Raw genomic sequence first — 14200 nt, forward strand, 5'->3', positions numbered from 1 at the left:
GAAGATCATTTCTGTTGATTCTCATCGAAGGTTTGGAAAAAGAGAATAGTCACCAGCATACACTTATTCTCACGTTTATTAGTAAAAACAGTTTGCTTTTTTGAAGAATGTTTTGCAAAGGTTAAAGTTATAAGGAGCCTATCATGCTTTTGAAATAAGTCCCATTTTTTGATATAAGTTTTGTAAATGTGAAAGAGTTGGGTGTGAAAGATTACGAGCAAGGTAATCTTGCAGATAGGGAAGATATTTAAGATAGGATGATTTTCCATCTTGTTGGTAGAGACGTACAAAAATTCCTAGAATTTTTGAAACCCGCTGAGCGCCTGCAATTGCGTAAAGCTTGCGGAATTCATTTTCATCAAAAGAGCGTGGTGCTTGATGACGTGCATTGCAATAGGCATCAAGAATTTTCGCTTCGAGTGTTGGTGAAATAAATAGACGTGCATCTTGTGCTAAAGAGACAAGGTCATAGGATGTTGGACCTTTTAAACCATCTTGAAAATCAAGAAGACCAATGCGGGCAATGCCTTTTTCATGCGCGCGCCAAAGAATATTGGGGGAATGATAATCACGCATAACGAAGGTACTCTCTCCTTTGGTAAGGCTATCGAGATAAAGCTTCCAACAAGTAAAAAAAGCCTCACGTTGTTCTTGATCCAAGGTTTTTTGTGTTTGGAAGGGCAAATACCAGTCTAGCAATAAGGAGAGTTCTGCTTGTAGTACTTGGCAATCATAGGAGGGAATTTGAAGCAAAAATTTTGTCAATTGCTTTTCAAAAGGCCACGACTTTTGGTGAAAAGCTGCTAGTAATTCACTACAGGCAATATAACGCTCTTCTAGAGGATTACCGCTTTGATCTAAAATCCCTTCCCGCCCGAAATCTTCTAAAATCAAAAGTCCTTTTTCAAAATCTTCGACAAAGATGTGGGGGGCGGAAAATCCATTGTCTAAAATGAGCTGATTGATCCCTACAAATTGACGGATATCTTTTGCAAGTTGTGCCGTTGTTACATAAGAGGGATCTGTTTCCATGGTTTGTGCATCCATGAGAACTTCTTGACAATGCCCACTATCCAGCAGTTCATAGGTACGTGTGGAAGTATCTCCAGCTAAAAAACGACGATGAACATGACCGCGTCCATGGGTTGTTAAAAATGTGCGAATTGCAAAAGACCGCTGTAGACGTTCATTGGAATTTTCTACGGATGTAAGAGTCACACGACGTCCATAGTCTTCATACTGTAAGGTGATGGCAAAGGTAACAGGCCCCAAAAGATCTGCACCTTTTTCTGGCCATTCAATAAGTAAAACGCTTTGCTCACATGCTTCATGAAGCCCCAATTCATCAATTTCTTCTGCCATAGAAAGGCGATAAAGGTCAGCATGAACAATTTCAAATTGTGGAAGCTGATAGCTTTGAGCAAGAGTAAAAGTAGGACTTGGAACATCTAGAGTGTTATCATTAGCAAGCGTACGGATGATTGTACGCGCTAAAGTTGATTTTCCTGTTCCAAGATCACCTTGGAGTGTTACAATATCGCTAGGCTTTAAAGCGAGAGCTAAATCTTGTGCAAAAAGTTTGGTTGCTTCTTCATTTTCAAGAAAAAAATTAAAATGCATGAAGAATTCCGTAGAATGGATGAAAAAAACTTATAAAAGACGAAATTAAAAAACGTTATCTCCTTTGGGAACAGGAAAAAAACATTTAACCGTTGTTCCTTGTCCAGCGCCGGTAAGAATTTCAACATGTCCACCGTGCAGTTCAACGAAATTTTTGACAAGGGAAAGACCAAGACCTGCTCCAGCGCGCCCACCATTATGTGCATGGGAAGAAAAACGCTTGAAAATGCGATCAAGAATATCTTCTGGAATATCAGATCCTTCATTATGAACACTGAAGACTATGTGACCATCTTGTTCTTCAGCACAAAATTCAATCGTGCTTGCTTCGGTCGCAAAATTAATGGCATTACTGAGAACATTAACAAAGATCTGATGCAAACGTGTTGCATCAACGGAAATAAAATTTAAGGAAGGAGAAATTTGTTGTAAAAGCGTAATATGGCGCCCGTTAAGGCGCTCTTCTACCCGCGCTACTGCCTGTACCATGGCATCCGCAATATTAACTGGCTGTATGTCGAGCTCCATGATGCCCGCATCAAGAGTTGCAAGGTCAAGAATATCATTAACAATATTCAAGAGAGTGCCTGATTCTGAGTGAATGTGCCCAAGATATTCTTTTTGGCGTTCATTAATAGAGCCAAAAATTTGATCGCGTAAAATATCAGAAAATCCAATAATATTGGTGAGTGGTGTACGCAATTCATAGGAAACGTGTTGAACAAATTCATTACGCAAATGATCAGCTTTTTCTAAGGCTTCATTTTTCTCTTGAAGAGCACGCGCAACATGAACAGTATCCGTGACATTAACAAAAGTAAGCATTGTTTGTCCATTGGGAAGCGGTACCACTGTGTAATCAATGATCATGCCACTTTTGAGATCCATACGACCTGAATAGGTATCGCGTCTTTCATCTAAACCTGTAATAAATTTAGTAAATTGATCCCACTCCTTTCCTACGGTTAAGGGTGAACAATGGTTTTGTAATTGCGTAATGTGGGTGCCTTCTACCAGTAAATTATAAGGGAGAGACCACAATTTTAATAAAGCTGGATTCGATAAACGAAGACGTCCATCTGTGCCAAAAACCACTACTCCTTCTGAAAGCTTATCAAGTGTTTCTCCTTGTATTTTAATCAGTGTATTATATCGTCGTTCAAGATCAATTTTTTCTGTAAGATTTTCATAAAGCCAAGTGACGCCTCCTTGTGGATGGGGGCTGGAAATAACACGTACCGTGCGTCCATCTGGAAGATTCCAAATCTGTTGATTCGATTCTGTTTGTTGGTGGACTTTTAGAAGTTCTTCTTTCCATGTGCGCCAATCAGGATGTTCACCAATGAGTCCTTTTTCACGCAACTGTTCAAGAAGCAATGTGTGGCTTGGTTCACTTTCTAGAAAAGAACTCTCTAACGGCCATAAGATTTTAAAAGCATGATTGCAGAATTTTAATTTTTGGTTGGTATCGAAAACAGCTACAGCCGTTGAGATTTGGTCAAGGGTTTCACAATGGCTTTGAAGAACACGTTTTAGTTCATTGGCAAGATTTTCATATGCGCTGTCATCACGAGCAAAAGCTGCCATCCCTTCTTCTGTTGTAATACGTGTGAGATGGAAATGGTGCCGTTCTCCATTAATAACTGTATGAACATGTTCTTGAAAAATCGTTTCTGTTTCATCTGTTTTACGTTGTGTTGTTTCATTAAAAAGATCAACGACTTCATTACTACCTTCTCGAAAGTCTGTCATTTCTCTGAAGGCGCGATTAACAAAACAAACATTTCCCTCACAATCTCGTATCCATACCGGTTCTTGAATAAGATCAAGAAGATTGCGTTGCATTCGTAGTTCAATGAGGATTTTGGCGATATCTTTCTGTAAACGCGCATTTTCGCTCTGCTGTGTTGAGATATCTTGAAAACGTGCGATGGCTACTGTTCCGGCTATCACTCCTGTAACTTGCAACAATATGTTGTTCTTGGTAGTGACAGAAAGTTCAAAAGGATGAGACTTGTAAAGCAATTGCGTGAGTGCGTAGTCAAGTTCTCGGTTTGAAGTTTTTTCAAGCCAGAGCTCAAAACACTGAAAATCTTGCTGCGGAATTCCTGCTTTTTGCAACGCAGGAATGTTGCCAACCACACGTGGCAAGGCTGTTGGATTTTCCCAAATAAGAAGAGATTGCCCTGTTTCTTCCAGAAGCCATTCATAATATTGAAGTTTTTCAGAAAAGTCTGCTTGAATTGTCTTCAAAGGCTCCAATGAAGCTTTTTTTGTATGCATAATAACTGCCATGCAAGCAAGAAGTGAAGCACAAGAAATTCCTCCACAAAGTGCTAAAATAAGCCATGGGCCATCCGGCAAAGTGAACGCAAATGGTAGATGCATTTCCAATGACTGAGCAATAGCCCATGTTGGAAAAAAAAGGAAAAGAAAGCAAAAAACATCGATACAGATTCGTATCATTTTTTGAGTTTTTTCTTTGGGGTTATAATCACCAAAGCTGGTCACGATGCGTTTTCCTTTTTCTTTTAACCCAAGGAAACCATTTTAGTAACGATAATGATCTGGTTTATAAGGTCCTTGAGGTGTAACACCAATATAAGCAGCCTGTTCTTCTGATAAAACGCTTAATTTTATTCCTAACCGATCGAGGTGGAGACGTGCAACTTTCTCATCAAGATGTTTGGGCAAAACAGTTACTTCATTTTTGTAGTGTTCTGAACGGGTAAAGAGTTCAATTTGCGCTAAAACTTGGTTTGTAAATGAGGCTGACATAACAAAAGAGGGGTGCCCCGTAGCATTACCGAGGTTCAGTAAGCGCCCTTCAGAGAGTAAAATGATGCGTTTTCCATCAGGAAAGGTAATCATATCGACTTGTGGTTTAATATTTGTCCATGGCAAGTTTCTAAGAGCTGATACTTGGATTTCATTATCAAAATGGCCAATATTTCCAAGAATACACATGTCCCTAACTTGCCGCATATGGTCTAAGCGAACAATATCTTTATTGCCAGTTGTTGTGATGATAATATCGGCACTGGAGGCAGCATCATCTAAATTAACAACTTCATAGCCATCCATAGCCGCTTGAAGTGCACAGATTGGATCAATTTCTGTCACCTTAACACGTGCTCCGGCACCTGAAAGAGAAGCTGCTGAACCTTTACCCACATCCCCATAACCACAGACAATAGCGGTTTTTCCAGCTATCATAACATCGGTTGCGCGTCTGATACCATCTACGAGTGATTCTCTACATCCATATTTATTATCAAATTTTGATTTAGTGACACTATCATTGACATTAATAGCTGGAAAAGGCAAAAGCCCTTGCTTTTGTAATTGATGAAGGCGGTGTACGCCCGTTGTAGTTTCTTCGCTCACACCTTTGATTGCTGCGCGCTGACGTGTGAAAAAACCTGGTGTAGCATCCATACGTTTTTGGATTTGTTGGAAAAAAAGTCCTTCTTCTTCTGTTTTGGGATGAGATAAAATATCTTTATTTTCTTCCGCACGGCACCCCATCAAAATATAGTTTGTAGCATCAGCTCCATCATCTAAAATAAGATTGGAGGGACTGCCATCAGGCCATTGGAAAATCGCATCTATATAAGTCCAATATTCTTCAAGCGTTTCGCCCTTGACCGCAAAGACAGGAGTACCTGTGGCTGCAATAGCTGCTGCTGCGTGATCTTGCGTAGAAAAAATATTGCTAGAACTCCACCGTACATTGGCACCGAGTGCCTTCAGTGTGTCAATCAAAACAGCTGTCTGAATGGTCATATGCAATGAACCAGAAATACGTGCTCCGCGCAAAGGTTGAATGGAAGAAAATTCCTCACGGCAAGCCATTAAACCGGGCATTTCTGTTTCGGCAATATCAAGTTCTTTCCGACCATAGGCAGCAAGCCCGATATCTTTGACAACATAATCTTGAGCTGCCATTCTCTATTCCTTCAAAAGCAATTTTTCCGAGACGGTAGGAGAAATTAAAAAAAAATGCAAGCCAATAGAATGGCTTCTTTCTGTGAAAAATCTTTTTCAAGTTTCCATAAATTTTTGCAACAGATATGCATTTGAGAGATGATATTATCGATTAATATATAGGGACTCATGAAGAGTTCTATTGAGTGAACAAAGTTTGTCGACGTTCGTTTGTTTTTAAATTGTAAGGAGGTGTGGGGTGGCAAAGAAGACTGTTATGAGATTATACTTTCTGAGAAAAGATCTAGACATAAAAATTCCTTTAATACAGCTATCTCTCCTTTTGTGAGGTAGAAATTTAATTCGATCACAAAGAGAATGTATGCTAGACTGATAAACCTTTGGAAAATTGACCTTCTGGACGGAACCGCCATAGATAACTTGGCAAGAGCGCAGTCATTGCTCTAGGGATAATTCCTACCCCTTCTAAGGTGTATCCATTTTCTACGGCTTCTTGAGAGACGATGTTATCCACTTGCAGAAAGCGTATTTGGTCGGCCGTTACCAGTGTCGGTAAGAGAGGCAGTTTACCAATAGCTCCAAAAATACTTCCCATTAAAAGCCCGACAAAAAGGGGCGTGGATAGAATTATTTTTTTGCGGTGAATAATTTTTAGTATTTTTTCAAGAACATTTTTGAATGTGATAATCTGAGGGCCACCAAGATCATAACTTTTTCCAGATATAACCTGTCCTTCTAAAGCACGCAAAACAAATTCAGCGATGTCACCAACGTACACGGGCTGCAATTTGCTTTGTCCACCTCCAAAAAGGGGCATGATTGGTAAAAAACAAGACAAATTCGCTAAGGTGTTAAAGAAACAATCCTCTGGTCCAAAGATAACTGATGGGCGCATAATAATTGCTTGAGGATGCGTATTCTGAACGATTTTTTCACTCATAGCTTTGACGCGTGCATAAAGAAATGAAGCGTTTTGATTAGCTACAAGCGCTGACATGTAAATAAATGGAATACTGACTTTAGCCGTTAATTCAGAGACATTTTGGATACCATCAATTTGCGTTTTTTGAAAGTTCGATTGATTTGCCTGTGTTAAACTACCAGGCAGAAATACTGCGCCATCTGCACCAAGCAAAGCACGTTCAACAGAGGCACGATGCTTGACATCAGTTTTGAGCATTTGGGTCTGTCCCACTTCTCCTATTTGAAGCATATAATAAGCTTTTTGCGGACAACGAACGGCGATGCGAACGCGATAACCTCGCTTAGTTAAAGCCTCAACAACATGCCGTCCCACAAAGCCAGAACCGCCAAAAACAGTAATGAGTTTAGGATGTTGATAAAGTACACAATCAAGTTGCATGATCAAAAAGTCTATCTTTCAAAGCTCAATAAATAACCAATTTCTAACATGGTGGTGTTTTGTTGTCACGTAAAATATCGCCCGCAAGGTAGAGGGAACCACCAATAAGGACAAGAGCTTCTCTATGCTCTGAGTTAATTTTCTGTAATGCACTTTGTAGATGAAATTGAGGGTTGGCAAAAAGACCTACTTTTCGAGCTGATTCAGCTAAAATCGTTGGGCAAACACCTGCATCGTTGTTGATCAATGGGATCGTATACACTTCATCTACAAGGTTGGCTAAAGGACGAAAATAACCGACAGTATCTTTGGTATTGAGCATGCCGACGATCATAATAAGAGGACGGTTTGATTTTTTTCTCCATTGAGTAAGTTCTGCCGCAAGAGCTTTTCCAGCAGCGGGGTTGTGTCCACCATCTAGCCATAAATCAATGCTAGGAGACAGCTGATTAACCAAGTGTCCATGGGTAAGATGTTGCATCCGTGCTGGCCAGTAAATATTTTGCAGAGCATGACTTATCGTTTTTTCTGAAAGTCGATAACCTGCTTGGTGAATTGCTTCAAGAGCGGCTCCTGCGTTAGCAATTTGATGAGCTCCAATAAGGTTAGGAAGTGGAAGATCCATAATACCTTGATTGTTTTGAAAGACCATGCGTCCATATTCTGTATAACTTTGATAATCTTGATCAAACAGGGAATAAGGTGCTTTATTTTTATCAGCAATAGACGTTAAAACAGGAAGGGCTTCATCGTGATCTTGTTTACCAATGACGACAGGAACTGCTGATTTGATAATCCCACCTTTTTGAAAAGCGATTTGTTTAATTGTGTTTCCAAGAAAGGTTTCATGGTCGTAGTCAATGGGCATAATAAGGGACACAGCTGGTTTTTTTATGACATTTGTAGCATCAAACTGTCCCCCTAATCCAACTTCTAGAATCACGACATCAGCTGGATGTGTGCTAAATAACATAAAGGCAGCTGCTGTAAAAATTTCAAAAACAGTAATCAGCTCTTGACGGTTTACTTTTATGATTTCATGAATTATTTTAGCTAATTGGTTCTCTGTGACAAGTTGACCACCTCCTATTTGACCTAGTCGACAGCGTTCATTCCAGTTGACCAGATGGGGTGAGCTGTATACATGAACGCAATAACCTGCACTTTCCAAAAGAGCGCGACAAATAGCTGAAGCAGATCCCTTGCCATTTGTTCCAGCAATGTGAATAACAGGTGCAAGCTTTAAATGTGGATTACCAAGACGCTCTAAAAGTTGGAGAATACGTTCTAAAGAAAGATCAAATTTTTTCGGATAGCTTTTTAGTAAATCATCTATCATCCTTTGTATTTGGCTTTTTTCCATAGTCTAAGCAGCTTTTGTTTTAGAAAGCGATGCTTGAGAACTTGTTGGGGATGGATTGGAAGGATTAACAGCTGCCGGATGTTTCATCATCAAACGCAAAAGTCGTGCAATGGTAGTTTTCATTTCTAAACGCGATACAACCATATCAATCATGCCATGTTCGAGCAGATATTCACTACTTTGAAAACCTTCTGGTAAAGTTTCACGTATAGTCTGTTGAATCACGCGTGGTCCCGCAAAACCAATCATAGCGCCAGGTTCGGCAATATGAATATCGCCGAGCATGGCGTAAGAAGCAGTAACACCACCGGTTGTTGGATTGGTAAGAACAACAATATAGGGAAGTTTTGCTTCTTTCAGCATTTCAATTGCTACTGTTGTACGGGGCATTTGCATCAATGAGAGTGTTCCTTCTTGCATGCGTGCACCGCCAGAAGCGGCAAAAAGAACCAAAGGGCATTTTTTGGCAATGGCAGTATCAAAAGCTTTGATGATAGCTTCTCCTGAAGCCATACCAAGTGATCCACCCATAAAGGCGAAGTCTTGAACGGTGGCTATAATTGGTAAGTTCTCAATAGTACCGTGTGCACTTAAAATATTGTCATCAACACCAAGTTTAGAACGATAATCTTTTAACCGATCAATATAGCGTTTTTCATCGCGAAACTTTAAAGGATCTGTCACAACTTTTGGATTTTCAAGAGGCGTATAAAGACCATCATCAAAAAAATGCATGAGACGATTTTGGGCACTGATGCGCATATGATAACCAGAATTGGGGACTACATATTGATTAGCTTCCAAATCTTTATGGAATACCATTTCACCCGTGGTGGGATCTTTAATCCACAAATTGTCTGGAATTTCACGGCGTCCCAATATAGAGTTAATTTTAGGACGAACATAATTTGTAATCCAGTTCATCTGTATAGCCTCTCTTTAAATATTACACACTTTTTGCACGATTTGAAGGAATATAGAATTTAAGTGGTCAGATTTACTTTGCTGGCTGAATAAACGGAGTCTATTTAATGCTTTTACCAGTATACGTACAACCCTAACTCTGTTGCCCTTTAATTTTTTTAATCTTTCCAATGTTACAACAGTCATCTGCATTAAGAATATTCCTTAGAACAAATCTGTCAGCGGTTTTAATAATTTACATCGCTTGTTCTTTTGCTTTGATATCACGATCTATTTTCTGCACTGGTTGGCAAACTCCTCATTTGCTTTTGATAAAAACTAACATTCAATTAATCATTAACACTAACAGTTTTGAAGCGAAGAAAACTCATAATCATAAAATACCAGTAAGGCTATAATAGTCCATAAAAACAATGGATACGGTAATGTTATGTTAACGAAACGTTAGCATCAGAGCAAGATTTTTTTCAAAGAGTTTTTTTGATGAGAGGGATGAAAGTGGTCGTTTAAAGAAGCGCGTTTGTTTTAAGCTCTCTTTTATTCATGCATTTTGGTGGATTTTGAGTGAAAGAGTGGCATCATTCTTGTGTGACGCATGCGGTGGTCTTTTGGGAAAGTATTTTGTGTAAGTGTGTCATAAAGGCGGCTGCGAAAAGTGGTGTTGCTAAATTAAGAATAGGAATCGAAACAAAAAATGCGATCAACAGTCCTGCACAAAAAACTGTCGCATAATGAATGTGTAAAAAAGCATGAGCGTCTTGTTCGGATCGAAAGCGGTAGGCGGCAAACACAAAATATTCACGACCAAGCAAGTAGCCATTAATAACATAAAAGGCAATCAAATTAACACCTGGCACAAAAAACAAAATAAAAGCGATTCCATTACCAAAAAGACTTAAAACAACAAATTTCAAAGAAAGAATGAGAGAACGCCCAAACGACAGAGCCTGACCAATAGGCTCGTTTGGATAGTCTTCTTTTTCAATAATTTCAGCTGCAGAATCAATAAAAAAACCACCAATCATAGCTGTGATTGGAGCAATAAAAAAAGCCATCAATAAAGCCAAACTAAGATTAAAAACTATGAGCATGCCAAACCCTAACCATCCTGCCCAACTAGGTAATCCAGGAAGAAAATCAGCAATCCAAGGCCAAAAGTAGGATATAAAAAGCTGACGCATACATAACCATAAAATAGCGAGCACAACAAAGGTAATTCCCAATGCTTTTAAGATCATAGCGCGATATTGCGAGGTTATAAGACGTTGTAAAGCACGATAAGCAGCAGTAAAAATCATAACAACCGACTAAATAAGAAAAAAATAGTGAAGACAAGAGAGAGATTGGAAAATGCTTTGAATATGCACGTAATTTTGTAAATTCTACAATTTTGTTGATGAAGAATAAACAGCCAAAAAATAGTATTTCTTACAATGCTATAAAAAATTTTCTTCAGTGTGGTGATATAAAGCGCATTCATGTATGTTGAAAAATAAAACGTTGTCACTGTCTGATTTTAGTTTGTATCAATTAAGTATAGAAGTGTGGATTTGAGAAAAACATTTAGTCTAGGACTTTCCCATAGAGTTTATGAAGTGAATTCCATAAATGGTTGGCAGATAAAAGTCTCTCGAGAAGAATCAATAGGATGACAGATTGGTGCGGGTTAAGAATCTTCATCTTTTGAGTTTGAGATGTGAGAGATCTTTATATATGGCAGAAAATCACGAGAGGAATTTTCCTCTCTTTCGATAGGAGGGGATTGTTTTTTGTACAAAGGTAGTCGTTTCTCAATAAGAATTACTGTTCAAACAGTTTTATGCGATTTTGTAAATGGATTTTATTTTTTTGTGTTGCCTTTTTAAAGGTATTCAATTGCCTGATGTCCAAAAACTCTTATTTCCATTTGAAATAAGGCTTCTTTCGCTTATTGAGGAGCAGGGGTATGAGGATCGAAAAATGACACAATAACCTTTGCTAGTTTTTGTGCTATTTGTTTTTTACTCATGTGTGGCCATTGTTCAACATTTTCTTTACTGATGAGAGCAACTTGATTTGTATCAGCACCCATGGCGCTTGTGCCATCAGCGTGAAGAGTAATATCATTAGCAAGAATGAAATTTGCTCCTTTTTCGATACACTTTTTTTGTGCATTTGCAATGATATCACATGTTTCAGCAGCGAACCCAATCACCAGTGAGGGGCGGTTTGAAGCGTGTCCAATTGTTGCCAAGATATCAGGATTTTCAACCATATGCAAGGATAGTAGAGTTTTATGATTGCTCTTTTTGATCTTGTGTAAAGATTGTGTTTGGCTGCGCCAGTCACAAACGGCTGCAACAAAAATAGCTCCATCGGCAGGCAATGCGGCTTGAACGGCTTGTAACATTTGATATGCTGTTTCAACATGAATAGTTTTCACTCCTTGTGGATCGGCAAGAGTGACCGGTCCACAAATAAGCGTCACTTTGGCACCCAAATGTGCAAGAGCTGTCGCAATGGCATGACCTTGTTTACCTGAAGAACGGTTAGCAAGATAACGCACTGGATCGATTGGCTCATGGGTAGGACCAGAAGTAACAATGAAATGGCGGCCAGAAAGTGGCTTTTCTTGCACGCCCAAGAGAGTTTCTGCTAAGGCTACAATTGTTAAGGGTTCACTCATGCGTCCACAGCCTTCCTCATCACGCTCAGCCATTTTGCCGATTTCTGGTTCTACTATATGAACGCCATCTGCACGCAGTTGTGCGACATTGCGAACAGTTGCTCGATGTGCCCACATGGCTGGATTCATGGCCGGTGCAATCAAAACTGGACAGCGTGCTGCTAAAAGCACACAATTAGCGAGATCATCTCCTATGCCGTTAGCTATTTTTGCAATGCGATTAGCTGTAGCGGGAGCTAAAATAATGAGGTCAGCATTACGTGCTAATCGGATATGTCCGATATCATGTTCTTCTTCGCGTGAAAATAAATCATTATACACAGTACGACCACTCAAAGCTTCAGCTGCTAAAGGGGTAATAAATTTTTGCGCTGCTTTTGTCATAATAATGTTTAAGCACGCTCCACGTTCTTGCAAACGGCGAATCAGATCAAGCGCTTTATAGGATGCAATGCTACCACCAATAATAATAAGAAGTGATTTTGATTTCAATGATTGCAATTCAACAGCGCTTGCTTGAGAGGGGAGTGTCGCTGGAGTGATGGGATTGCTTAAAAGACGGCGGGCTTCCTCTTCCATAGAAATACCATTTTGCGCAGCGCGTATGCGCAAAGATTCTTTGACTTCAGGTGAAAGATTACGAATGGTAATACTGGCCATAAAACATATCCAAGAAATAAAGTGATTGCAATGATTTCATCATCGATATTTTTTAGCATACTGATCAGATTAGAAAAGATGAAAAAGATAAAAAGTTAAACAAACACAACAAAGCGCAATAATGAATAGGCTATAACGAGCATAACGATTGGTACGACTTTGTTCGACAGCAAGTTTCTTAAGTGTTGCGGGAGAAAGATTAAATCCTGTTTCTCTCATTTGGTTGAAGTCTTCTTCCATACGTTGGAAATTTTGTATCAATTGCGGTGTTTTTCGTGCCAGAGAAAAGAGAGCTTGCGCCCCTTCACTAAAGTCTTTTGCGATTCCCATGGGTCCTAAATTTTTGCCAATCCATTCTCTGACAACGGGTTCAGAGGCTTGCCACATATTAAAATGAGGATCCAATATGCGGGCTACACCTTCAACGACAACCATAGTTTTTTGTAGCAGTAAAAGTTCAGGTCGCGTTTGCATATCAAATAATTCAGTGACTTCAAACAACAACGTGAGTAATTTAGCCATGGAAATGCTTTGCGCTGACTGCCCATGAATCGGTTCACCAATGGCTCGATTGGCTTGAGCAAAACTCTCAATGTTGTGATGTGGAGGCACATATCCTGCTTCAAAATGAGCACGTGCCACCCGATGGTAATCGCGAGTAATAAAGCCGTAAAGGATTTCAGCAAGGAAATGCTTTTCTTTTTTGCCAAGTCGTCCTGTAATTCCTAAATCAACAGCAACAATACATCCTTTGTGGTCTACAAATAAATTACCAGGATGCATATCGGCATGAAAAAAACCATCACGCAATGTATGACGAAGGAAAGATTGAATGAGCGTAATTGCGAGCGCTTGCAAATCAAAACCAGCTTCTTTGAGGGCAGAAATTTCAGATATCCTTATACCATCGATCCATTCCATTGTTAAAACATTGCGTCCTGTCCGTTCCCAATTAATTTGTGGAACCCGAAATCCTGAATCATGTTGAATATTTTCAGCCATTTCGGATATGGCAGCTGCTTCTAATCGTAAATCCATTTCAATGCGTGTGGTTTGTGCCAAAGTGTCAACAACACAAACAGGACGGAGTCTTCGAGAAGCGGGTATATAACGTTCTTGTAAATGGGCAATGAGATAGAAGCTTCTAAGATCTTTGGCAAAACGTGTTCTAATATTGGGACGAATAACTTTAACAGCACATTTTTTTTTATGGCCTTCCTCATCATAGTACTCAGCTGGATGGACTTGAGCAACAGAAGCGCCGGCAATGGGTGGATAAAAGTTTACGAATAAATCATTGATAGAGCGGCCAAGTGAATTTTCAATTTGGGCAATAGCGTTGGTGCAGGAAAATGTTTGAACACGATCTTGTAGTTGCACCAAATCTTGCGCAATATCACGTCCGACAATGTCAGGTCTTGTGGCAAGAAATTGACAAAGTTTGATGTAAGATGGGCCAAGTTTATTGATGGCATATGAAATATTTTCAGATCGTTGCTTTTTTTTCGTTTTGCGTCGTGCTAACGCACCTGCTATACGGTGACACAATGCTGGAAATCCTATAAGATCATCGCTAGGAAGAGCACTTAAAACACCTTCACGCGCTAAAATCCATCCTGCCCGCATCAATTGAAAATAAGTGGAAATTCGCACCATT

9 protein-coding genes are annotated in these 14200 nt (G+C 39.5%); all 9 read right to left on the reverse strand.

Features of this window, described 5'->3' with window-relative positions:
• Window positions 1-141 precede the first annotated feature (141 nt).
• Window positions 142-1620 carry a tRNA (adenosine(37)-N6)-threonylcarbamoyltransferase complex ATPase subunit type 1 TsaE gene (gene tsaE, locus V4P57_RS08565; RefSeq protein WP_455466104.1) on the reverse strand — a complete coding sequence of 493 codons (1479 nt, stop codon included), beginning with the start codon at window positions 1618-1620 and terminating at the stop codon, window positions 142-144.
• A gap of 45 nt (window positions 1621-1665) precedes the next feature.
• Window positions 1666-4131 carry a PAS-domain containing protein gene (locus V4P57_RS08570; RefSeq protein WP_455466105.1) on the reverse strand — a complete coding sequence of 822 codons (2466 nt, stop codon included), beginning with the start codon at window positions 4129-4131 and terminating at the stop codon, window positions 1666-1668.
• A gap of 39 nt (window positions 4132-4170) precedes the next feature.
• Complete coding sequence (gene ahcY, locus V4P57_RS08575) at window positions 4171-5568, reverse strand: adenosylhomocysteinase (RefSeq protein WP_455466106.1); 1398 nt, start codon at window positions 5566-5568, stop codon at window positions 4171-4173.
• 364 nt (window positions 5569-5932) lie between these two features.
• Window positions 5933-6931: a complex I NDUFA9 subunit family protein gene (locus tag V4P57_RS08580; RefSeq protein ID WP_455466994.1), complete on the reverse strand. Its 999-nt coding sequence runs from the start codon at window positions 6929-6931 to the stop codon at window positions 5933-5935.
• Window positions 6932-6974: 43 nt separating this feature from the next.
• A complete protein-coding gene (locus V4P57_RS08585) occupies window positions 6975-8294 on the reverse strand; it encodes a bifunctional folylpolyglutamate synthase/dihydrofolate synthase (RefSeq protein ID WP_455466107.1) in 1320 nt (439 codons plus the stop codon).
• A 3-nt stretch (window positions 8295-8297) separates the two neighbouring features.
• Window positions 8298-9218: an acetyl-CoA carboxylase, carboxyltransferase subunit beta gene (accD, locus tag V4P57_RS08590; RefSeq protein ID WP_455466108.1), complete on the reverse strand. Its 921-nt coding sequence runs from the start codon at window positions 9216-9218 to the stop codon at window positions 8298-8300.
• A gap of 578 nt (window positions 9219-9796) precedes the next feature.
• Window positions 9797-10516 (reverse strand): sulfate transporter family protein, encoded by a 720-nt coding sequence (locus V4P57_RS08595; protein ID WP_455466109.1) that lies wholly within the window; start codon window positions 10514-10516, stop codon window positions 9797-9799.
• A gap of 629 nt (window positions 10517-11145) precedes the next feature.
• Window positions 11146-12543: a bifunctional phosphopantothenoylcysteine decarboxylase/phosphopantothenate--cysteine ligase CoaBC gene (gene coaBC, locus V4P57_RS08600; RefSeq protein WP_455466110.1), complete on the reverse strand. Its 1398-nt coding sequence runs from the start codon at window positions 12541-12543 to the stop codon at window positions 11146-11148.
• Between the two features lie 69 nt (window positions 12544-12612).
• Window positions 12613-14199: a 2-polyprenylphenol 6-hydroxylase gene (gene ubiB / locus V4P57_RS08605; protein ID WP_455466995.1), complete on the reverse strand. Its 1587-nt coding sequence runs from the start codon at window positions 14197-14199 to the stop codon at window positions 12613-12615.
• Window position 14200: the final 1 nt, after the last annotated feature.

This window comes from Bartonella sp. B39 (assembly GCF_053795145.1).